Origin of the sequence: Thermoanaerobacterium xylanolyticum LX-11, from assembly GCF_000189775.2 — a bacterium.
GTDB lineage: Bacteria > Bacillota > Thermoanaerobacteria > Thermoanaerobacterales > Thermoanaerobacteraceae > Thermoanaerobacterium > Thermoanaerobacterium thermosulfurigenes.
This window is the reverse complement of the sequence record NC_015555.1, coordinates 2,239,393-2,261,679: the sequence shown is the minus strand read 5'-3', so window position 1 is coordinate 2,261,679 and position 22,287 is coordinate 2,239,393. Positions and strand designations below refer to the sequence as shown.

At 36.2% G+C, this 22,287-nt stretch carries 21 protein-coding genes; 17 read left to right on the top strand and 4 right to left on the bottom strand.

Going from position 1 to position 22,287, the window contains the following annotated elements:
- Nucleotides 1-45 precede the first annotated feature (45 nt).
- Nucleotides 46-1,299, top strand: coding sequence for a transposase (locus THEXY_RS10955; RefSeq protein ID WP_013787621.1), 1,254 nt, complete (start codon nt 46-48; stop codon nt 1,297-1,299).
- Between the two features lie 219 nt (nt 1,300-1,518).
- The gene (locus tag THEXY_RS10950; RefSeq protein WP_013788902.1) at nt 1,519-1,926 is read left to right on the top strand and encodes a transposase; all 408 of its coding nucleotides are present in this window, start codon (nt 1,519-1,521) and stop codon (nt 1,924-1,926) included.
- Nucleotides 1,927-2,226: 300 nt separating this feature from the next.
- On the opposite strand, the gene THEXY_RS12965 is transcribed toward THEXY_RS10950, so the two are convergent.
- The gene (locus THEXY_RS12965) at nt 2,227-2,310 is read right to left on the bottom strand and encodes a putative holin-like toxin (RefSeq protein WP_432416176.1); all 84 of its coding nucleotides are present in this window, start codon (nt 2,308-2,310) and stop codon (nt 2,227-2,229) included.
- A gap of 197 nt (nt 2,311-2,507) precedes the next feature.
- Here THEXY_RS12965 and fabZ point away from each other — a divergent pair, with 197 nt between their 5' ends.
- The 6 genes from fabZ to THEXY_RS10925 all read left to right on the top strand — a co-directional run bounded on the left by fabZ (nt 2,508) and on the right by THEXY_RS10925 (nt 8,815).
- Nucleotides 2,508-2,936: a 3-hydroxyacyl-ACP dehydratase FabZ gene (fabZ, locus tag THEXY_RS10945; protein ID WP_195890961.1), complete on the top strand. Its 429-nt coding sequence runs from the start codon at nt 2,508-2,510 to the stop codon at nt 2,934-2,936.
- 16 nt (nt 2,937-2,952) lie between these two features.
- Entirely contained in the window at nt 2,953-4,509 is a 1,557-nt protein-coding gene (gene murJ, locus THEXY_RS10940; RefSeq protein ID WP_013788900.1) for a murein biosynthesis integral membrane protein MurJ, read from the top strand.
- A gap of 13 nt (nt 4,510-4,522) precedes the next feature.
- Nucleotides 4,523-5,641, top strand: a complete 1,119-nt coding sequence (locus tag THEXY_RS10935) for a DUF362 domain-containing protein (RefSeq protein ID WP_013788899.1) — start codon at nt 4,523-4,525, stop codon at nt 5,639-5,641.
- Between the two features lie 98 nt (nt 5,642-5,739).
- A complete protein-coding gene (locus THEXY_RS12665) occupies nt 5,740-5,877 on the top strand; it encodes a hypothetical protein (protein ID WP_168170199.1) in 138 nt (45 codons plus the stop codon).
- 58 nt (nt 5,878-5,935) lie between these two features.
- A complete protein-coding gene (gene pgeF / locus THEXY_RS10930; protein WP_013788897.1) occupies nt 5,936-6,751 on the top strand; it encodes a peptidoglycan editing factor PgeF in 816 nt (271 codons plus the stop codon).
- Nucleotides 6,752-6,838: 87 nt separating this feature from the next.
- On the top strand, nt 6,839-8,815 hold the full coding sequence (locus THEXY_RS10925) for a methyl-accepting chemotaxis protein (protein ID WP_013788896.1): 1,977 nt from the start codon (nt 6,839-6,841) through the stop codon (nt 8,813-8,815).
- Nucleotides 8,816-8,853: 38 nt separating this feature from the next.
- Here THEXY_RS10925 and THEXY_RS10920 read toward each other — a convergent pair whose 3' ends face one another.
- Entirely contained in the window at nt 8,854-9,924 is a 1,071-nt protein-coding gene (locus THEXY_RS10920) for a tetratricopeptide repeat-containing glycosyltransferase family 2 protein (RefSeq protein WP_013788895.1), read from the bottom strand.
- Nucleotides 9,925-10,001: 77 nt separating this feature from the next.
- Complete coding sequence (locus THEXY_RS10915; RefSeq protein WP_230197591.1) at nt 10,002-11,051, bottom strand: DNRLRE domain-containing protein; 1,050 nt, start codon at nt 11,049-11,051, stop codon at nt 10,002-10,004.
- A gap of 179 nt (nt 11,052-11,230) precedes the next feature.
- Here THEXY_RS10915 and THEXY_RS10910 point away from each other — a divergent pair, with 179 nt between their 5' ends.
- The 6 genes from THEXY_RS10910 to THEXY_RS10885 all read left to right on the top strand — a co-directional run bounded on the left by THEXY_RS10910 (nt 11,231) and on the right by THEXY_RS10885 (nt 16,271).
- Complete coding sequence (locus THEXY_RS10910; protein ID WP_013788893.1) at nt 11,231-12,400, top strand: iron-containing alcohol dehydrogenase; 1,170 nt, start codon at nt 11,231-11,233, stop codon at nt 12,398-12,400.
- 150 nt (nt 12,401-12,550) lie between these two features.
- Complete coding sequence (locus tag THEXY_RS10905; RefSeq protein WP_013788892.1) at nt 12,551-12,808, top strand: UPF0175 family protein; 258 nt, start codon at nt 12,551-12,553, stop codon at nt 12,806-12,808.
- Nucleotides 12,801-13,268: a PIN domain-containing protein gene (locus tag THEXY_RS10900; RefSeq protein WP_013788891.1), complete on the top strand. Its 468-nt coding sequence runs from the start codon at nt 12,801-12,803 to the stop codon at nt 13,266-13,268. The genes THEXY_RS10905 and THEXY_RS10900 overlap by 8 nt, the downstream gene beginning before the upstream one ends.
- A gap of 208 nt (nt 13,269-13,476) precedes the next feature.
- Entirely contained in the window at nt 13,477-14,430 is a 954-nt protein-coding gene (locus tag THEXY_RS10895; protein ID WP_041592134.1) for a phosphodiester glycosidase family protein, read from the top strand.
- A 12-nt stretch (nt 14,431-14,442) separates the two neighbouring features.
- Complete coding sequence (locus THEXY_RS10890; protein ID WP_013788889.1) at nt 14,443-15,468, top strand: hypothetical protein; 1,026 nt, start codon at nt 14,443-14,445, stop codon at nt 15,466-15,468.
- Between the two features lie 80 nt (nt 15,469-15,548).
- Nucleotides 15,549-16,271 (top strand): SGNH/GDSL hydrolase family protein, encoded by a 723-nt coding sequence (locus tag THEXY_RS10885; RefSeq protein WP_013788888.1) that lies wholly within the window; start codon nt 15,549-15,551, stop codon nt 16,269-16,271.
- 6 nt (nt 16,272-16,277) lie between these two features.
- Here THEXY_RS10885 and THEXY_RS10880 read toward each other — a convergent pair whose 3' ends face one another.
- Entirely contained in the window at nt 16,278-17,159 is an 882-nt protein-coding gene (locus tag THEXY_RS10880) for a selenium metabolism-associated LysR family transcriptional regulator (protein ID WP_013788887.1), read from the bottom strand.
- A gap of 137 nt (nt 17,160-17,296) precedes the next feature.
- On the opposite strand from THEXY_RS10880, the gene THEXY_RS10875 reads away from it, so the two are divergent.
- From THEXY_RS10875 to xylB, 3 genes are all read left to right on the top strand, one after another.
- Nucleotides 17,297-19,105, top strand: coding sequence for an NAD(P)/FAD-dependent oxidoreductase (locus tag THEXY_RS10875; RefSeq protein ID WP_013788886.1), 1,809 nt, complete (start codon nt 17,297-17,299; stop codon nt 19,103-19,105).
- 165 nt (nt 19,106-19,270) lie between these two features.
- A complete protein-coding gene (xylA, locus tag THEXY_RS10870) occupies nt 19,271-20,590 on the top strand; it encodes a xylose isomerase (protein WP_013788885.1) in 1,320 nt (439 codons plus the stop codon).
- Nucleotides 20,591-20,656: 66 nt separating this feature from the next.
- Nucleotides 20,657-22,162 carry a xylulokinase gene (gene xylB, locus THEXY_RS10865; protein ID WP_013788884.1) on the top strand — a complete coding sequence of 502 codons (1,506 nt, stop codon included), beginning with the start codon at nt 20,657-20,659 and terminating at the stop codon, nt 22,160-22,162.
- Nucleotides 22,163-22,287 lie beyond the last annotated feature (125 nt).

Below are 22,287 nucleotides of genomic sequence, written 5' to 3'. Positions count from 1 at the left end.
TATAATATGTTTTGCGAAAACCTAAATAGAAAGGATGCTGATAAAATGAACAAAAGTTATTTAAAACAAATGCTTATTTACTTCTCTAAGATATACCATCTTGGAGAAAAAATCAATACCCTAAAAGATAAAAGAGCAAAATCTTCAGTAAAAATTTCAACAGTTACCTTTGTAGTATTATTTGGATTTATGCTTCAAATAAGGAGTTTTAATAGGTTGGAACATTGGCTTAAAAAAGGTAAATTTAAAAAAGTATTACCTAAAAAGACTAAAATTCCTCGTATTGACACTATTAGGCGTGTTTTAAGCAATTTTGATTTAGATGGCTTAAATGAACTTAATAATAGTATAATCAAGACAAGTACAAAAAATAAGGTTTTTAGAAAAGGAACTATAGATGGACTAAAAGTTGTTGCAATAGATGGTGTAGAGTTATTTGAAAGCACTAATAAGTGCTGTGATAATTGTCTTACACGAGTCCAAAAGGACGGGATTACTCATTACTTTCATAGGTCAGTAATATGTGCATCTGTAGGTTCTGATCCACATCTTATCATAGGTCAGGAAATGCTTGAACCAAAAAGAGATGCTTCAGATAAAGACGAAGGAGAAATCACAGCAGGCAAGCGTCTAATTAGAAAATTGCATAAAGAATTTCATCATTTTGCAGACATTATAGTAGCTGATGCATTATATTGCAAATCTACTTGGATTAAAGAAGTATTATCAATAGGGATGGATGCAGTAGTAAGGGTTAAAGATGAAAGACTTAATATAGTTAAGGATGCACTTGGTTTATTCAAGTGTCGAGAAGCAGATAAAGAATGGACTGTTAAGAAAAAAAGTAACAATTATATTAAAATAAAGGCCTGGGACGAAGACAATTTTCAAATGCCTAATTCCGACATAGAAGTAAGGTTTATAAAATTTATAGAGGAGATACATAGCTCAAGCAAAGTAGAAACAAAAGAATCATGGATAATAACTACCTCTAAAGTTACTTCAGTAGAAACTTTATGGAAAATAATACATAAAAGATGGGAAATTGAAAACAATGCTTTTCATCAATTAAAAACAGAATGGCACTTAAATCACTGTTTTATGCACAGTCCTGAGGGTGTAGAAACTGTGTTAATGTTTATAATAATAGCATTTAATTTGATGCAATTATATTTCTTCAGGTGTATAAGAAATTTTAGGGAAAAGCATATGCTTCAAATAGATATTATTGAAGATATAAAAGATGAGATATTTATCATAGAAACTGGATGGAGTAATCCACTGTTTGTGAAGACATAATTTGAAACAAAACTGGAAATTCATTATTAAAATTCATGGGGTAAGGGGAAAGTATAACTTTTTTAGCATCTAAATGGATTTACTATTACCATATATTCAACTAGATGTAAAATATAAAAATTCTTGTAAAGATAAATTTTTTGCTGGAATTTTGATGCGAAATCTCTGAAAAGTAACAATTATATTAAAATAAAGGCCTGGGACGAAGACAATTTTCAAATGCCTAATTCCGACATAGAAGTAAGGTTTATAAAATTTATAGAGGAGATACATAGCTCAAGCAAAGTAGAAACAAAAGAATCATGGATAATAACTACCTCTAAAGTTACTTCAGTAGAAACTCTATGGAAAATAATACATAAAAGATGGGAAATTGAAAACAATGCTTTTCATCAATTAAAAACAGAATGGCACTTAAATCACTGTTTTCTGCACAGTCCTGAGGGTGTAGAAACTGTGTTAATGTTTATAATAATAGCATTTAATTTGATGCAATTATATTTCTTCAGGTGTATAAGAACTTTTAGGGAAAAGCATATGCTTCAAATAGATATTATTGAAGATATAAAAGATGAGATATTTATCATAGAAACTGGATGGAGTAATCCACTGTTTGTGAAGACATAATTTGAAACAAAACTGGGAATTCATTATTAAAATTCATGGGGTAAGGGGAAAGTGCAACTTTTTTAGCATCTAAATGGATTTACTATTACCATATATTCAACTAGATGTAAAATATAAAAATTCTTGTAGAGATAAATTTTTTGCTGGAATTTTGATGCGAAATCTCTGTCTCTTTTATTTTTTTGTTTATTTTTTCAAAGAATGTGATATAATATAGATAAAGAGGTAACCGTCCGCAAAATGCGGTTGCCCAGATAAGTTAAGGTTTAAACCATAACCGCACTGGTGCTAGCAGGGCGGTTATTTTTCTCTTTTAAAGCCGAGAATCGCTATAATTAACATTCCGAACATTATCATCAAAGACAATGTCTCGTATGTATTCATCATAGCAACCACCTCCTTTTAAGGAGAGTGGCAACCGCACCCTGCTACAGGCTACCTCAAATACAATTATAACATATATTTATAATTATAGCAGGTAAAAAGCGCATCAAAATAACATTTTTAGTTGCGCAATTTTCATATTTTCATCCTATATGGTATAATCATAGTAAAAAGCAAAAGTAGGAGTGGATTAGATGATAGATAATAAAGAAATCAGGGAGGTCATACCCCACAGGTATCCGTTTTTGATGATTGATAAAGTGTTGGAGATTGAAGATGGTAAGAAAGCCGTAGGCATAAAAAACGTCTCTGCAAATGAACCTTTTTTTCAAGGGCATTTTCCGGGGAATCCCATTATGCCGGGTGTACTTATTGTAGAGGCTATGGCGCAGCTTGGTGGAATAACCGTTATGCACGGGAAAGACAATAATAACATGATAGGGCTTTTTACAGGCATCAATAAGTGCAAATTCAAAAGAGTAGTAGGGCCTGGAGATCAGTTAAAGATTGAAGTTGAGATAATCTCGTCAAAATTGAATCTCATAAAGGCGAAAGGCGTTGCGACGGTAGATGGTGACTTGGCAGCCGAAGCTGAGATATCGTTTATGCTGGTGGAGAAAAATTAAATTGAAGGTGCGTTAAATGTCAACAGTCAAAAAAACTGCTAAAGCTGCAGGACTTGTGATGGTTATAACATTAATAAGCAAAATAACTGGTTTTTTGAGAGAGGTAGTCATAGGGTCAAAATTTGGCACCACAAAATACGTAGATGCTTACAACATGGCTCAAAACATACCGATGGTTTTGTTTGCTGCAATTGCGGCATCTATCGGTACCACAGTCATACCCCTTTTTTCTGAATACCTTGCAAAGAAAGGAAAGGATAAGGCTTTTGACTTTATAAACAACCTTTTAAATGCTTTGATTCTATTGACAGTTATCTTTGCGTCAGTAGGCATAGTGATGGCGCCGATTTTAGTCAAAATAATGGCACCGGGATTTAAAGGTGATGTCTACCACGCTACATTGAAGCTTACGATGATTTTGATGCCTGTGATGGTATTTGTGTTAGTGTCAAATATCATAACAGGTGTTTTGCAATCACTTGACCATTTTTCTGTACCTGCAATGATAGGCATACCGTACAACATCATCATAATAGGTGTAGCACTTTTATACGGAGCTAAATACGGTATATATGGTGTAGCTGTAGCAACTGTGGCAGGGTCTATCATTCAGGTGATTATGCAGCTTCCGGTCCTTTATAAGTTTGGCTTCAGGTACAGATTTGTGCTGGATTTGAAAGATGAAGGGGTAAAAAGAGTAATCATATTGGCAATGCCTGTTCTCGTTGGAACATCAATACAAGTTATAAACACCTACGTTGACAGGATGATAGCGTCATATTTGCCATCAGGCAGCATTGCAGCTCTAAACTATGCAAATAGGCTCATAGGCTTTGACATATTTTCAATGGCAATCGCAATTGTAATATATCCGATGCTTTCAAAGCACTTTGCGGCTAACAACATAGATGAGTTTAAAAAAGGCATAAAGATGGCAGTTAAAGCGATACTCTACATCATGATTCCAGTAACAGTAGGTGCCATAATATTTAGGTACCCGATTATAAGGATCTTGTTTGAGAGAGGAGCCTTTAACGAAAGATCAACTTATCTTACTTCTATTGCTTTCATGTTTTTAAGTTTAGGCATGACAGCCAATGGGCTTAGAAATGTCCTAAGCAGAGGCTTTTATTCTTTAAAAGATACCAAGACGCCGATGGTAAATGGTGCAATTGCCGTTTTAGTAAATATAGGACTTAATCTAATTATCGTAAGATATCTTGCATTAGGAGGACTTGCATTGTCTACGTCCGTTGCAGCAACTTTAACATCGTTGATGCTTATGTATTCCTTGAAGAGGAAGATAGGCACTATCGGGGGATATGAAATTTTAGCTTCGTTTATAAAAGCAATTACAGGATCTATAGTAATGGGGGGATTTGCATATTTGACATTCAATCTTGTCATGAGACATTTTCCGGCTACAAAAATTTACGAAGCCGTATCATTAGTAACTGCAATTTTTGCGGGTTCTATCGTCTACATTGCGATTATAATGCTATCGGACAATTCTATATTGGGTTATGTAAAAAAAGGTGCAAAAATGTTAAAGGGAAAATTAGCTGGTGATTAAAGGAGTGATTTCGATGAAATCAAAGGTATACTATTACAATATGAGGTCTTTAAAGCCATCAGGAAGTATTACATCAAAAGTATCAAGGCTTTTTGACGTAGCAGGATTTAAAAGCATTTTTAAGAAAGACGATTTGGTTGCAATAAAACTGCATTTTGGAGAAAGAGGAAATAACGCATACATAAATCCCATCTTTGTAAGACAAGTGGTAGACAAGGTTAAGGCCAACGGCGGCAAACCGTTTTTGACTGATTCGAATACACTTTATAAGGGAAGCCGCGCGAATGCCGTAGACCATTTGATTACAGCCATAGAAAATGGTTTCGCTTATGCCGTTGTCAATGCACCCTTGATAATAGCAGATGGCTTATTAAGCAAAGATGCGGATGAAGTAGAGATAAACAAGAAGCACTTTAAGACGGTAAAAATATCGTCTAACATAGTCAATGCCAATTCCATGATCGTGCTTTCGCATTTTAAGGCACATGAGATTGCTGGATTTGGTGGTGCCATAAAAAATCTTGCTATGGGGTGTGCTACAAGAGCAGGCAAACAGCAGCAGCACTCTACCGTAAGCCCAAAAGTAGGCAAAAAATGCACTGCCTGTCAGACATGTATCAAAAATTGTCCGGAAGATGCCATATCACTGGTAGATGGCAAAGCTTACATAGATCCTGAAAAATGCATCGGATGTGGAGAATGCATCACAATGTGCCAGTACGACGCCATAAATCCGCAGTGGGGCACAGACATGGATGAGTTTGTGGAGAGAATGACGGAGTACGCCTATGGAGCCTATATGAATAAAAAAGGCAAAATAGCCTTTATGAACTTTGTAATGAATGTGACGCCATTGTGTGATTGCACACCGTGGAGCGATGCGCCTATTGTACAGGATATAGGAATACTGGCATCATTTGACCCTGTTGCCATAGACAAGGCCAGCTTTGACCTTGTAAATAGACAAGCAGGAAATCCACATTCTGCATTAGGAGATTTAGGCAGAGGGCTTAATGAAGGTGATGACAAATTTGCCGCTGTTCATCCTGAGACGAGAGGAGATATACAATTTAAATATGGTGAAGAGCTTGGAATGGGTACTACAGATTATGAGCTTGTAGAACTTAAATAATGCAGAGAAATCTGCATTATTTTTTTTAAAAAAGTAAACAAATTTGTATACGATTATAGTATAATGTATGTATAAGGTTAAAAAGGGAGAGGTCAATGATGGAAAAGTATATTATAATTATACCGGTTGCAGGGGTGCTGACGGTAGCATTGCTTTTTTTAATAATGCTTTCAATGATCAAGTTTTCTGACAAGTACATAAATAAAAAAGAAGAGAAAAAGAAAAAGGCAAGTTGAATTGAGGACAGTGATGTCCTTTTTTTATACAATAATAATATAGAAAGGTTTGATTAAAGTGAATAGAGGATTTAAAAGAAATGAAATTGATGGCGTCGTCTTTTACACGATACCCGAATTTGAAAATACAGGGAAAGTAAAACATCTTTTTTCCACAAGAATAGGTGGTGTAAGTGGTGGGCCCTACAGTTCTCTTAACTTGAGCCTTACAAGGTACGATGATAGGGAAAGCGTGTACGAAAATTTTAGTCGTATATGCCATGTTGCAAATATCAATTACAGCGATATGGTTTTTTCAAATCAAGTCCATTCAGATGGCATTAGAATTGTTAATAGATCTGACAAAGGTAAAAACTTTGGAATAAGTGATATAAAAAATGCAGATGCTTTGATGACCAATGAAAGAGGCATACCAATTGTGACATTTTATGCTGACTGCACACCTCTTTATTTCTTAGATCCTGTAAAAAACATTATAGCATTAGCGCATGCTGGATGGAGAGGTACGGCGAAAGAGATTGGTCCTAAGACTGTTGAGACGATGGTAACTGCTTTTGGCTCTCATAAAAAAGACATACTCGCAGCTATAGGTCCAGCTATAGGTGTTTGCTGCTATGAGGTAGGGAAAGATGTGGCAGACAAGATATCAAAATTAAATATCAACATAGGTGATGTATTGTTAGACAAAGGCGATGGAAAGTGGATGTTAAATCTTGAGATGACAAACTACTATGAGCTTATAAATTGTGGGATAAAAGATGAGAACATAACTTTGTCAGGCCTTTGCACATCTTGCAATGCTTATGAGTTTTACTCCTACAGAAGGGATAAGGGTGCAACCGGCAGCATGGCGGCATTTATGGAATTGATATGAGAAAAAATACAAAAAACGCTTAAGATTATTGTTAAAATAGCCGATAAACAATTTATGAGCAAAATTAATACATGAGGTGATAAGGCAGTGAAAAGTATAAGGTTCAAAATTTTCTCATTGGTTACCCTGTTTATCGTCGTACCGCTTCTTATTACAGGCTATTTTTCTGTAAATGAAGCGCAGACAATTTTAAAAAGCAGAATAGACAAATCAAATCAAGCGGCTCTTTCAGTGCTTGACAATTACGTTGGAATGGTGAAGCAAAATGCGGAGATTTCACTTAATGATATTGCCAATTCCAGCGACCTTAAAAACTACATAAAAACAGGCGATTCAAGCAGTTTGTTGGATAAATTAAAAGGTGTAGAAGACAACAATTCGATCATATTGAACGCGTATTTTACAGCTAAAGACGGTAAGACCATCATTTATCCTGTTCAAGATGTTAGCGGCATAGATCTCACTAAAAGGCCTTGGTATCAGGCTGCTTTAGATGCAGGAGGTGCTATTGCTTCTACTGAGCCTTACAAGGACATCCTGTCTGGCAAACCCGAGATAACCATGTCAAAAGCCATATTTGATGAAAATCAAAACTTAGCAGGCGTTGTTGGAATAGACATAGACCTATCAAAGCTTTCTGATGCCATAAGCAGCATAAAGATAGGAAATACAGGATACTTTTACCTTATGACAAGCGATGGTACTGTAATATCACATCCAGACAAAACTGAGATGTTTACAAAAATGACGAAGTACAGCTTTGGCAAACAGCTTTTGTCACTTAACAATAAGACGATTGAGTATACTCGTAATAACCAATTGAAGTTTGCCAGCGTCAAAAAGCTAAGCGAATTTGGATGGATCGGCGTTGTTTCGACAACTATTCAGGAGTTAAATGCTGATACAAACTCAATAAAGAATACAATGATAACAGTGATGATTATCTGTCTCATATTTGGTTTGCTGCTGGCATTTATATTTATTTCTACTTTGACAGGCGGCATCAGGAAAATATCAAAGACGATGGAAAAAGCGTCAAAAGGTGAGCTTGTGCTTAGCACCGATATAAAATCAAGAGATGAAGTAGGACTGCTTTCAAAAAGCTACAATGACATGATTGAAGGAATACGATCATTGGTCATGAAGATAAAAAATGTTGCTGAATCTGTAAACAACATTTCCAATAACATTGCATCATCATCAGAGCAAGTTTCGTCCACAATGCAGGATGTGGCCAGGGCAATAGAGCAGATAGCTGAGGGCTCATCGAATCAGGCTGAAAGCACTCAAAGCAGTGCTAAAGCAACACTGGAGCTTGGAAAGCTTATAGATACAGCTATGAAGGACTCTAACAACATTTTGGACGAAGTCACAAACATAAACATGATTTCGGAAAGCAGCAATGAGATAATTGAAAGCCTTTTAGCAAAGACGCAGCAAAGCATTGAATCTAACAACAAAGTAAGAGAGTCTACTCTTTTCTTAAGAGATAAATCGAACCAGATAGGAAAGATAGTGGATACAATAAGGCAAATAGCGGATCAGACCAATTTGCTGTCTTTAAATGCAGCCATAGAAGCTGCAAGGGCGGGAGAGGCTGGAAAAGGCTTTGCTGTTGTTGCTGACGAAGTGAGAAAATTGGCTGATGAGTCAAGCCTTGCTGCTAAAAGCATATCAGAGCTTATATCTGAGATACAAAATGATGTAAATGAAACAGTTGCAACGGTGGAAAATGCCAATAATATCGTCATGGAGCAAAGCAATTCCGTCAATAACACGAAAGAGATATTTGAAGGCATTATACAAGCCTTGAAGTTTGTGACAGATATGATAAACAGCCTGAACGACTCTTTAAAAGAGATAGAAGCTAATAAGAACAAGATCGTTGATGCTGTGCAGGATATAGCTGCTGTATCTGAGGAGACTGCGGCGTCAACCGAGGAGATTTCGGCATCATCACAAGAGCAAACAGCTATAATCGAGGAGCTTTCAAGCACGGCAAACGAGCTTAAAGGGTATGCAGAAGAGCTTATGGAGTCACTTAAGATGTTTAAAATAGAGTAAAGTACAAAAGAACAGGTAAGTAAAAAGACCTGTTCTTTTTATAATATGCTTTCCAAAAATGCTTTGTTTTGAAGTACCATAGGATTGTTTGGGTCATACTTTCTCGCTTCTTCATTATGCATATATGATTTTTCTATGTCACCTAATCTGTAATAGCATATGCACAACTGAATATGTGGAAGCCATGTTGAACATGCTATATTTACAAAGCCTTGATTAGGTTTTTCGACTTTTGTCGCAAGCTCATACCAGAAAATAGATTGCTTTATCTTGTTTTCTTGTAAAAATTTATATCCTAATCTACAACATAATTCAGGCCTTGGCACGTCGTATTCAAAAGATTTAAAAAGCACTTCATCCCTTTTGTCTAAGTCTCCTAAAGCTTCATAGCAATCAGCAAGCTTTCCGAGAGAATACAGTATATCTTCCATCCATCCTTTCTTGGAGTCTATAAACATGTTGTAGTATTGGATGGCTTCAGTATATCTTTTGTGCTCGGCTAATTCATTTGCATAGTAAAACATGTCTCTTGGTGAAAAGTCTTTTTTGCTTTCAATCATTTTTTCGTAAATTTCAATGTTTCTATTCGATGTATTTTTTACTTTACCATGCATAATTTGTATATCGCTATCGTAAATTTTTCCGTAGACCTCAAGGTATTCATGCACTGCACCAATCCATTTGAAGTTTTTTGCTCTTTTTATAAGGCGATTTCTAATGCTTACAAAAGATGGACTGCCATTTGATGTTTTAGTCAAGACGTATTTCATCGTCACTGAGTCGATAGATGCGTCAAAATTGTTTTTAAGATCTATAAGCTTTTCTAAATCGCCTGGTTCCACATAATCATCTGCATCAAGCCATAATATATAATCCATTGTCGCTTTGCTAAATGAAAAATTTCTTGCTGCGCTAAAATCGTCTATCCACTTAAAATCAAATATTTTATCAGTAAATTTCTTTGCAATGTTTTTTGTTAAGTCAGTAGAACCTGTATCAACTATGATTATTTCATCTACCGCATCTTTTATGGATGTTAAGCACCTATCCAATGTCAGTTCTTCATTTTTTACTATCATGCACAGACTTATAGTTATACTCTGGCACATAGACATCCTCCTTATCTGATTTCAATAAATTTACATCTAAGGGCTGGCAAAACCAAACCCTTAGATGTCTTTTAATATCAGTCAAGCTTTAGCAATGTGATAGAAGCATTTACAACACCAGAAGCCAAAGTCAAGGCGACGCCTGTATTTCTCAAAGTCAAGACATCTCCAGCGGATACTGTTATTATAGCTTCACCTACTAATTCTGTTGCATTGATGATTGTGGAGTACTGTGTTTGAGGTAATGGAGTGCCGTTTAATGTCAATACCATTGAATTCAAAATAGCTACTGAAGCTGTCGTAGTATAGCCAATTCTATAGGTTCCTCCTATGACAAATGTTATAGGTGCGGTTCCTGCAGTGTGAGAGATGCCTACTAATGGTCCATTGCTGTCAAATGTTACATCTCCACCTAAAATGACGGTGTTACCAGTTGTGTTGTAAATATATCCGTAAGCTGCTATTCCTGCACCAGTAGGGCCAGTCGGACCAGTCGGACCAGTCGGGCCAGTCGGACCAGTCGGACCAGTCGGGCCAGTCGGACCAGTAGGACCGGTTGGACCAGTAGGACATACAGGACATGGTTCATAAGTTATTTCAAGATATGGCTTATTTACATTGTTAGTTGATTCATATCCTATTATAGTGTCAACTACATTTTCTATTCCCTTTATGGTTATGCCAAAGTTTAAAGGTGGTGTTAAGACCCATTTATATGCTAAGTTTGTTATATCAATTCCTATATAGCTTCCTACCATGCTGTCGGTAACAGTAAAACTATAAGGAGTTACGACGGTAAAAGGTGCCGTATTCCAAGTTACCGTCGATTGACTGAAGTCATTTAAGTTTTCATAGATTGTAATATTCTGTGGATACAGTACGCTGTCAGGCATATCTTTTCTGTTTACATAAAGATACAGTTTAGCATCTGTCATCACATTGCCAGACGGTATAGCTCCTGATAAGTCAAACTTTAATAGAGTTCTGTAAGCATCCGGCATATTTCCAAACCTTAAATATTCGCCAGTAAATAGTGAAATAGAATTGCCGAAATTTTGAGTAGGAAAATACTGCGATATATAAGCATCGTCAGTAGGGTTAATTTGAATAGTTGGCAAAATAACCACCTCATTTGGAATATTTAGAGCACGATTGAATATAAATCGTGTTCTAAAACTAATATATGAAGTTGTATATTAGTTGTTACATATCGGATGCTATCATAGTGTACTATCAAAATATGTTTTTTAAAAAACCAGTGGTATAATTATTTCAAAAGAACTATTAAAAAGAGGGTGTGATTTCTATGAACAATTTTGATTTTGTTTGTCCGACAAAGATCATCTTTGGCAAAGGGACTGAAAATAGAGTAGGCCAGGAAACAAAAAAATATTCAAAAAAAGTATTGTTTGTCTATGGCAGTGGCAGTATAAAAAAGACAGGTCTTTACGATAAAGTCGTAAAATCGCTAAAAGACAATGACGTGGATTACATAGAATTATCAGGAGTAAAACCAAATCCAAGGCTTAGCTTGGTTTATGAAGGGATAAAGATTTGCAAGGAAAATGGCATTGACTTTATATTGGCTGTAGGCGGAGGTAGCGCAATAGACACCGCAAAGGCTATCGCTGTTGGTGCGCTTTATGATGGCGATGTGTGGGATTTTTTTGTAGGCAAAGCTGAGATTGAAAAGGCATTGCCAGTAGGTGTAATATTGACATTGGCTGCAACAGGAAGCGAAGCCAGCGACAGTGCAGTCATAACAAATGAAGATGGTTGGTACAAGAAGGGTATACACTCTGATCTCATAAGGCCTCAATTTGCCATAATGAATCCAGAGCTTTTGTACACGCTTCCTCAGTATCAGACGGCTGCAGGTGCAGCGGATATAATGGCTCATATAATGGAAAGGTACTTTACAAATGTCCGCAATGTAGATCTTACAGATAGGCTTTGTGAAGCAACGCTTAAGACAATGATAAACAATGTTCCAAGGCTTTTTGAAAATCCTGAAGATTATGATGCGAGAGCTGAAGTGATGTGGGCAGGCACTATTGCACATAATGGACTGCTGGATACCGGAAGAATCGGCGATTGGGCATCACACAGGATTGAGCATGAACTAAGCGCAATCTACGATATAGCACACGGTGCAGGACTTGCTATAATATTCCCAGCATGGATGAAATACGTGTATAAACACGACTTGGATAGATTTGTCCAGTTTGCCGTTAAAGTTTGGGATGTAGACTTGACATTTACCGACAGAGAAGCGATAGCGCTGGAAGGTATAAAAAGACTTGAGGATTTCTTTAGAAACATTGGTCTTCCTGTCACACTGAAGGAGGCTAATATACCTTATGACAGGTTTGAGGAGATGGCTGACAAATGCACGTCAAATGGGACGGCAACCGTCGGACAATTTGTTAAACTTACGAAAGAAGACATAATAAACATATACAATCTTGCAAAATAACCCAATACAAGTAAATATATCCTGGTTATGCTATAAAAATAGCTATTCAGGATATATTTTTTTATATCTTTATTTTTTCATTATGTTTCCGCTAACTTAAGATATATGTGATATAATATAATCATAAGGTTTAAAGCAGAAGGTGATTTTATGAAGTTTACAGAGAAAATAGAAATTCCTGAAGAAATATTATTAAGTCTTGGAAAAAGTGGAGAAGAGCTTATAGATGAGATGAAAAAAACTTTAGCAGTTAGATATTATCAAGAGAAAAAGCTTTCATTAGGTCAATGTGCTGGACTTGCTGGTGTAAGTGAGGAAGATTTCATAAAGTATTTATCTGGTTTTAATATAAGCATTTTTTCTTACGTTGGTGGAGAAGAACTTGCGGCGGATATAAGAAATGCGTAAAGTTGTTTTAAACTCTACACCGATTATAATTCTTCGAAATATAGGCCGAATGGATCTTTTAAAACAGCTTTACGAGAATGTATATATCCCTTATGGTGTATATGAAGAAGTGAATATTATTGAAAATTGCCAAATTGAGGACTTTATAAAAATTGTTAAGATAAAAAATGAAGAGGCAAAGCAATTTTTCCCTACAAGCCTTCATAAGGGTGAAGTTGAAGTGATGATTTTGGCTAAAGAGATTAATGCTGATTTGTGTATTATTGATGATTACCTTGCAAGACAGCATTCAAAAAGCTTAGGACTTGTTGTAAGTGGCACGCTGGGGATTTTGGTAAAGGCAAAGGAAAAAGGAATCATAAAAAGAGTAAAACCAGTTGTAGACGATATGATACGAAAGGGATTCTACATCGACAAAAAATTGTATAATGAGATCTTAAATATTTGTGGCGAAAAGTAAAATTGCGTAGAAAAATGTCTAATAACCATGTACAATCTTGCAAAATAACCCAATATATGTAAATATATCCTAATTATGCTATAAAAATAGCTATTCAGGATATATTTTTTTATATATTTGCGATTTTTTTAATAAAATATTAATAATTTTCTTGTATAATAGAATATGTGTAAAATTATAAGGTGTTAAAATGGGAGAGAGAAATTGTATGAAAAAGATAATAGCTTATGTAATATTTCAAGTATTTTTGGCTGTCATAGTTATACCGATGTCAATATTTTACGGTCCTTTTACAAATATCAGAAATACTTTGGTAGCGACAGCTATGACTACATTCAGCCATAAGTACATTGCCACATTATTTTTGCCTCAAAGCAAAATTGACGCTATAATGAAGGAAATGACAAATATATCTACAGACAGCAGTAAAAGTAGTCTATTGAATTTCAAAAACAACCACGACACGACTATTGAAGTGAACGACATAAGCAGCAGCAGATTTAAAGGAAAGGTGATTTTAATTCACGATCCTACGAGAGTTGAAGTAGGTATATCAAGTAAGCTTCCTAAAGAAGGGGAGACAGTAAGTGAGATAGCGAAAGAAAATGGGGCTATAGCTGCAATAAACGCTGGAGGCTTTATTGGATACGTTGATGGTGCATGGACTGGAAGTGGAGGAACGCCAGGCGGAATAATAATACACAATGGAAAGCTCATATACAACAATGCCTACAGTAAAGACGGTAAAATAGACCTTGCGGGATTTACAACAGACGGCAAACTTTTGGTGGGAAAATACACGTTGGACGAGATAAAGAATTTAAACATAAAAGAAGCTGTAAGCTTTGGCCCTGCCCTCGTAGTCAATGGGAAACCTATGATAAAGACTGGCGATGGTGGATGGGGTATTGCTCCAAGGACTGCAATAGGACAGAAGGCCGATGGCACAGTTATTTTTTTAGTCATAGACGGTAGAGCAATATCCAGCGTTGGAGCTACATTAAAGGATGTACAAAATATAATGCTTGATTACGGTGCCGTAAATGCCACAAATCTTGACGGAGGATCTTCAACCACCATGTACTACAAAGGGAAAGTCATAAACAATCCGTCAAATCCTTTAGGCGAGAGAATGGTTCCTACAATATTTTATGCAAAATAAGATGGAGGTATTATGAAAGCTATAAGAAGAATTTTTACGTGGATAGTGTTTCCGTTGATAATAGAGATGGGAGTGCTTTTCTATATAAATAATGTATATCTATCTACTACAACTACGTTTCACATACAAAAAGTCAATACTGAGTCAGATACAAACGCGATGAAGAAAACAATGAAAGTCCCAGTGCCCAGCGACGGAGAAAGTGTTGAGGCATCTTACGACGGAAGTTATGTTTCATATCTTTTAAACCATCAGATAATAGTCGTTGACACTAAGACCCAAGGCATAAAGAAGGTAATCGCGGCCAGCAATTATATACAGTATTACACATGGCTTAATGATAGAAACAGAATCATATATTTTTATAAGACGTATAGCCGCGGCAGTGAAGCGATACAGCTTGAAGCCTATGATCTTGATATAAACAACAAGATAAAGATAGACAAGCTTATATATGCTCCAAGAAACAGTCATATAGAAAATGTCACATTGTCGCCTCTTACAAACATGATCTATATAAATGTGGTTGATGCCAATGGGTATAGCTATCTGTACCGTATAGATATAATGGGACAGATTACAAACTTTAGACTGCCAGTTAAGAGGATTACAAGAATGTACGAGCTTCAAAGAAAAGATGTTCTTTTATACGAGTCATCAAACGGCATAATAAGAGTCATCAAAAATGGCAGTGGATACACATTTTTGAGTGGCGGCTTCTCACTTATTGGCACTGACAGCAATGACAATGTGTACGTAGGCAAATTAGACAGCGATAATAAAGTTGTGGAAATTTACTACGGTACAATTGATAAAAGCTTCAAAAACTGGAGTCACATAAAGCTAAATCATGCAATTGACCCAAATCAGGTGTATATACTGCCGAAGGACAATGCCTTGACTGTCACTTTTGATGGTAAAGATTTGATTGACGTAAATACAGGTAAAACCATAACTGGAAGCGGCGACATACTGGGTATTAACGCAAATTATATAATCTACAAAAATGATAATAATGTAATATTGAAATTAGAATGATGCCGAATATTTCGGCATTTTTTGTTAATAAATATGTTAATTTGTGGTATAATAGAATAAAAGGTTAGGGAGGCTAAATGATGGAGATGTTAAACATAAAAGAAAATTACAACTTTCTTGTGTGTGGGGATTCTATATCTAAAGGTGTGGTTCTTGACAAGATTAGAAATAAATATGTGGTTTTGAAGGATTCTTATGCAAATATTCTAAATGGATATTTAAAAGGAACTGTTGAAAACATATCGAAGTTTGGCAGTACAATACTGAGAGGCAAAGACAGGCTAAAAAAAGAGTTAAACAAAGCAAATCCTGATATTGTATTATTGGAATTTGGTGGAAATGATTGTGACTTTAATTGGGATGAAGTAGCAAAAAATCCTTACAAAGACCATCTGCCAAACACTGATTTCAATGTGTTTAAAGAGACATTAAAAGAACTCATAGATTCACTTAAAAATGCCAATATAGCTCCGGTTTTGCTTACACTTCCTCCATTGGATGCTGACAAGTATTTCAACTGGATTAGTAAAGGCAATAAGGAATCAGCCAAAAACATATTGACATGGCTTGGAAGCGTCACAAAGATATACTGGTGGCAGGAAAGGTACAATTCTGCCATATTGAGCATAGCATCAAGCACTAATACAAAGATAATAGATGTGAGAAGTGCGTTTTTAGATAGACCTGATTACAGAAAGCTTTTATGTGAAGATGGAATACATCCAAATGAGGAGGGTCACAAGGCGATTGCAGATAGGATAAAAGACTACGTCATGACATATTACGGTTTTCTTTTAAAATAACATGCTTCATTTTACACTGCAAAGGAAATCTATAAACTTCTTGTGGAGCTCTGACAGGTATTTGTCTTTGTGGTATATGATATTGAATTTTCTCGTAAATTTGATTCCTTCTATTTCTATTTTTATAAGCTTTGAACTTTTTAATTCTTCACTTAAAGCCAGCTTTGATATTACTGAAACACCTAAGTTTGCTTCGACTGCCTTTTTTATTGCCTCGATGCTGTTTAACTCCAACTTAATGTTGTATTCTATGTTGTTTGATTTCATAGTGTTTTCAAATACTTCTCTCGTGCCGCTGCCAGCTTCCCTTATTATAAAATCAGCTTTTGACAAATCATCCATCTGGATGATCTTCTTTTTTGTCCAATGATGTTTTTTTGAACAAATAAGGTACAACTCATCATCTAATAAATGTCTACTTTCGATGCTATCGGAGTGTATTGGACCTTCTACTATTCCAAGATCTATTTCGCTGTTTAGTATCATATTTACTATTTCCGCTGTATTGTTAATGCAAAATGGCAATTCTACATTCGTATATAATTTCAAAAAATTGCCTATCATTTTAGGCAGCAGATATGTACCATAAGTCCTGCTGGCACCAAGCTTAAGCTTTCCTGCCCTGCTATCAGATATATCCTGTAACGTGTTTTTAGTTTCAAATAGCAATAGATTGATTTTTTTTCCATAATCTCTTAAAATTTCGCCTGCATGTGTCAAGACAAGCTTTTTGCCTATTCTATCAAAAAGCTTCACGTTGTACTCTTCTTCCAGCTCGGAAATTGCCTGACTTATAGCTGGTTGTGTCATGTAAAGGTGTTTTGCAGCTTCAGACATGCTGCCATACTCACATACAGACAAAAATATATTCAATTCTCTAAAATTCATATAAATCACCAATCATAAGCAATAACTTATATATTTTATAATATTATATTATTTTACTTATATAAAAACAAGCATTACAATAAGTTTAAGAAATAACAATGATGGTTTTCATTAAAAACAAAAGGAAGTGCATTATCATGATTTTAAATGAAGGTAAAATAGGAAATGTAAGATTGAAAAACAGATTTGTAATGTTACCAACTGTCACAAATTTATCAAACGATGGATTTGTCAGTGAAAAAGAGATAGGATATTACGACAGAAGGTCAAAAGATGTGGCTTTAGTGATAGTCGAGGCATCATATGTAAATAAGTTTGGCAAGTTTTTTAAAAACCAGTTGGGCATAGACGACGATGATAAGATTGAGGGACTTAAAAAATTAGCAGATGTTATTCATGTCAACGGCGCAAAAGCTGCGGTGCAGATTGCTATGCATAACCCTAAATACAAGCCATCAGATTTTTCTGTCGAAGACATAAAAGGGTTTGTGAAGGACTTTGTGAATGCTGCAAAAAGAGCAAAGGAAGCAGGATTTGATGCAGTTGAGCTTCATTTTGCACATGGATGGTTTGTAAATCAATTCTTATCGCCAAATGTAAATACAAGAAATGATGAGTACGGCGGAAATTTCTATGGAAGGGCCAGATTTGCATTGGAGATATTAAAGAGAGTGAAAAGTGAAGTGCCAAATATTGCTGTAATATGCCGTATAAATGGAAGCGACTATACAGATGGCGGATTTGACATAGAAGAAAGTGTAAAACTTTCTCGCCTTTTGGAAGAACACGGAGCAGATGCAATAAACGTTTCGTCTGGTGTTGGTTCTACGTCAGAGTACCACATATCACCAATGGGAATAGATGATAAACCAATCATAGACTACGCAAAGAAAATAAGAGATAGTGTTTCGATTCCTGTCATTGCTGCTGATAAACTGGGTGATGCAGATGATTGGGAAGCAATCGTAAGAGATGGCTATGCTGACTTTATAGGCATTGCAAGAGGCCTTATAGGAGATCCTGACTGTATCTTTAAATATATCAATGGAAAAGCTGATGAGATAAAATACTGTATCCATTGTAATCAAGCATGTATTGCGTATATACAAAAAGGGCTTCCTGTATCATGCATGATGAATCCTACGGTAGGCAGAGAAAAAGAATTTGATGTGACTGCAGAAAATAAGCTTAATGTGGCTGTGATAGGCGGTGGTCCTGCTGGTATGTCTGCTGCTTTGTACTTGGCAAAAAAAGGGCACAATGTGGAGCTATTTGAGAAGTCAGATGCATTGGGAGGACAGTTGAAAGTGGCAAAAGTTCCTCCGCATAAGTCTGAAATAGGAAAAGTAGTAGATTATCTTGAAGCTGATTTAAAAAAATACGGCGTAAAAGTCAATCTAAATCGAGAAGTTACGTGCGATGAACTAAAAAATATGAATTATGACAAAGTAATAATTGCAACAGGCTCAATTCCAAAGGAATTGACGATTAAAACTGATGTAGTACCTTATAAAGGCATAGATGTTTTAAGTGGCAAAATGCCAAAAGGGATGAAAATAGCTGTAATAGGCGGTGGTTTGACAGGTTTGGAGACGGCAGAATACCTTGCAACAATGGGTAAAACTGTTACAGTATTAGAAGAGCTTGATGAAGTAGGCAAAGACATATACCTCATGAATAAGAAGCTTTTGATGGAAAGGTTGAAAAATCTCGGTGTAAGAATCGTGACAAACGCAAAAGTAGATGTGATAAACAATGGAAAAATTGTATACAATAATGGCAATGAAGTTGAGGCAGACGATGTGGTGATTGCAATAGGCAATACTCCTGATGAAATATTTAAAAAATGCATAAGCGACAATATGATTTTTATAGGCGACTGTAAAGAAGTAGCAACAGCAGTAGAAGCGATAAGGGATGGGGCAGAAGTGTCACTTATAATTTAAAAAAGAAGGTGACGGCTTTAAAGTTCAAGCCGCTTTTGGTTATATACCAGAGCGGTTATTTTTTTAAAATTTTTTTTATTTTAAAGAAGGATTTTTTAAATTTGTGTAGAATATATAATATATAATGTTTGTTGGACAGACAAACGAATAGAAGGAGGAAGCTTTATGAATAAATATTTTGAGAACGTATCTAAAATAAAATATGAAGGACCAAAATCAAACAATCCTTATTCTTTTAAATTTTACAATCCTGAGGAAGTAATCGATGGTAAGACGATGGAGGAGCATCTTCGCTTTTCTATAGCTTATTGGCACACTTTTACTGCTGATGGAACAGATCAATTTGGCAAAGCTACCATGCAAAGGCCATGGAATCACTATACAGATCCTATGGACATAGCTAAAGCAAGGGTAGAGGCAGCATTTGAGTTTTTTGATAAGATAAATGCACCGTATTTCTGCTTCCATGATAGAGATATTGCCCCTGAAGGAGACACTCTTAGAGAGACGAACAAAAATTTAGATACAATAGTTGCTATGATAAAGGATTACTTGAAGACCAGCAAGACGAAAGTTTTGTGGGGTACTGCGAATCTTTTCTCCAATCCAAGATTTGTGCATGGTGCATCAACGTCTTGCAATGCCGATGTTTTCGCATATTCTGCATCACAAGTCAAAAAAGCACTTGAGATTACTAAGGAGCTTGGTGGCGAAAACTACGTATTCTGGGGTGGAAGAGAAGGATATGAGACACTTCTCAATACAGATATGGAGTTTGAGCTTGATAATTTTGCAAGATTTTTGCACATGGCTGTTGATTATGCAAAGGAAATCGGCTTTGAAGGCCAGCTCTTGATTGAGCCGAAGCCAAAGGAGCCTACAAAGCATCAATACGACTTTGACGTGGCAAATGTATTGGCATTCTTGAGAAAATACGATCTTGACAAATATTTCAAAGTTAATATCGAAGCAAATCATGCAACATTAGCATTCCATGATTTCCAGCATGAGCTAAGATACGCCAGAATAAACGGTGTATTAGGATCGATTGACGCAAATACAGGTGATATGCTATTAGGCTGGGATACAGATCAGTTCCCTACAGATATACGCATGACAACACTTGCTATGTATGAAGTCATAAAGATGGGCGGATTTGACAAAGGTGGACTCAATTTCGATGCGAAAGTAAGACGTGCTTCATTTGAGCCAGAAGATCTTTTCTTGGGTCACATAGCAGGAATGGATGCTTTTGCAAAAGGCTTCAAAGTGGCTTACAAGCTTGTAAAAGATGGCGTTTTTGACAAGTTCATCGAGGAAAGATATGCAAGCTACAAAGATGGCATAGGTGCAGATATTGTAAGTGGAAAAGCTGATTTTAGAAGCCTTGAGAAGTACGCATTAGAGCACAGCCAGATTGTCAACAAATCAGGAAGACAAGAGCTATTAGAATCAATCCTAAATCAGTATTTGTTTGCAGAATAATGAAACATGAGGGCAGCTTCATGCTTCATTAAAGCTGCCCTTAACAAATATCATGGAGGTAAATGTATGTATTTTTTAGGGATAGATTTAGGAACATCGTCAGTTAAAATAATATTGATGAATGAAATCGGCAATGTGGTATCAAGTGTTTCAAAAGAATATCCTGTGTACTATCCAGAGCCAGGCTGGGCCGAGCAAAATCCAGAGGACTGGTGGAATGGCACGAGGGATGGAATAAAAGAGATTATTGCAAAAAGCGGCGTAAAAGGTGATGACATAAAAGGCATCGGCTTAAGCGGACAGATGCATGGACTGGTTCTTCTCGACAAAGACAATAACGTTTTAACACCAGCCATACTTTGGTGCGATCAAAGGACACAGGAAGAATGCGACTACATCACAGAGAAAATAGGGAAAGAAGGTCTTTTGAAGTACACGGGAAATAAAGCCTTGACAGGCTTCACCGCACCAAAGATATTGTGGGTAAAGAAACACCTTCCAGATGTATATGAAAGAATCGCCCATATCCTTTTGCCAAAAGACTATATAAGGTTTAAATTGACGGGTGAGTACGCTACAGAAGTTTCAGATGCATCAGGTACACTTCTTTTCGATGTGGAGAATAGAAGATGGTCAAAGGGAATGATAGATATATTTGAAATACCGGAAAAAGCCCTTCCTAAGTGCTATGAATCAACAGATGTCACAGGGCATGTCACCAAAGAGGCAGCAGATCTGACAGGGCTTCATGAAGGGACTATTGTTGTAGGCGGTGGTGGTGACCAAGCCAGTGGTGCTGTCGGCACTGGCACAGTAAAAAGTGGTATAGTGTCCATCGCATTGGGTACTTCAGGCGTCGTTTTTGCATCACAGGATGAGTACGCAGCAGATGATGAGCTTAGACTTCACTCGTTCTGTCATGCAAATGGCAAATGGCATGTGATGGGTGTAATGCTTTCAGCTGCATCTTGTCTTAAATGGTGGGTAGATGATGTAAATAATTACAAGACTGATGTTATGACATTTGATGCACTCTTAGAAGAAGCAGAAAAGGTAAAGCCAGGCAGTGATGGGCTATTATTCTTGCCGTACCTTATGGGTGAGAGGACGCCCTACAGCGATCCTTATGCAAGAGGCAGCTTTGTAGGTTTAACCATTACTCACAATAGAAGCCACATGACGAGATCTATATTAGAAGGTGTAGCATTTGGGCTTAAGGATTCGCTGGAACTTATAAAGGCTTTAAATATTCCTGTAAATGAAGCCAGGGTAAGTGGTGGTGGCGCTAAAAGCAGGCTTTGGAGGCAAATACTTGCCGACATATTCAATGTAAGGATCGACATGATAAATGCTACAGAAGGACCTTCATTTGGTGCAGCCATAATGGCATCTGTAGGATATGGCCTTTACAAAAATGTAGATGATGCCTGCGACAGTCTAATAAAAGTTACAGACAGCGTATACCCAATCCAAGAAAACGTTGAAAAGTACAACAAGCTGTATCCAATCTACGTAAGCTTGTATTCGAGACTTAAAGGTGCTTTTGAAGAAATTGGGAAGTTAAAATTATAAGGTTTTACTTAAAACTAACAAGTAAATTGTTAAAATAACAGGTTAAATCATCTCCCATCTTTAGATGGGAGATGATTAATATTGGAGCATATATTGTGGAATTGCTAAAGAAAAATTAAGTTATT

Coding starts and splice junctions, on each gene's coding strand:
- THEXY_RS10955 (WP_013787621.1), top strand. CDS start 46: ATGAACAAAAGTTATTTAAAACAAATGCTTATTTACTTCTCTAAGATA.
- THEXY_RS10950 (WP_013788902.1), top strand. CDS start 1,519: ATGCCTAATTCCGACATAGAAGTAAGGTTTATAAAATTTATAGAGGAG.
- THEXY_RS12965 (WP_432416176.1), bottom strand. CDS start 2,310: ATGAATACATACGAGACATTGTCTTTGATGATAATGTTCGGAATGTTA.
- murJ (WP_013788900.1), top strand. CDS start 2,953: ATGTCAACAGTCAAAAAAACTGCTAAAGCTGCAGGACTTGTGATGGTT.
- THEXY_RS10935 (WP_013788899.1), top strand. CDS start 4,523: ATGAAATCAAAGGTATACTATTACAATATGAGGTCTTTAAAGCCATCA.
- THEXY_RS12665 (WP_168170199.1), top strand. CDS start 5,740: ATGGAAAAGTATATTATAATTATACCGGTTGCAGGGGTGCTGACGGTA.
- THEXY_RS10920 (WP_013788895.1), bottom strand. CDS start 9,924: ATGTGCCAGAGTATAACTATAAGTCTGTGCATGATAGTAAAAAATGAA.
- THEXY_RS10910 (WP_013788893.1), top strand. CDS start 11,231: ATGAACAATTTTGATTTTGTTTGTCCGACAAAGATCATCTTTGGCAAA.
- THEXY_RS10905 (WP_013788892.1), top strand. CDS start 12,551: ATGAAGTTTACAGAGAAAATAGAAATTCCTGAAGAAATATTATTAAGT.
- THEXY_RS10900 (WP_013788891.1), top strand. CDS start 12,801: ATGCGTAAAGTTGTTTTAAACTCTACACCGATTATAATTCTTCGAAAT.
- THEXY_RS10895 (WP_041592134.1), top strand. CDS start 13,477: ATGAAAAAGATAATAGCTTATGTAATATTTCAAGTATTTTTGGCTGTC.
- THEXY_RS10890 (WP_013788889.1), top strand. CDS start 14,443: ATGAAAGCTATAAGAAGAATTTTTACGTGGATAGTGTTTCCGTTGATA.
- THEXY_RS10885 (WP_013788888.1), top strand. CDS start 15,549: ATGGAGATGTTAAACATAAAAGAAAATTACAACTTTCTTGTGTGTGGG.
- THEXY_RS10880 (WP_013788887.1), bottom strand. CDS start 17,159: ATGAATTTTAGAGAATTGAATATATTTTTGTCTGTATGTGAGTATGGC.
- THEXY_RS10875 (WP_013788886.1), top strand. CDS start 17,297: ATGATTTTAAATGAAGGTAAAATAGGAAATGTAAGATTGAAAAACAGA.
- xylA (WP_013788885.1), top strand. CDS start 19,271: ATGAATAAATATTTTGAGAACGTATCTAAAATAAAATATGAAGGACCA.
- xylB (WP_013788884.1), top strand. CDS start 20,657: ATGTATTTTTTAGGGATAGATTTAGGAACATCGTCAGTTAAAATAATA.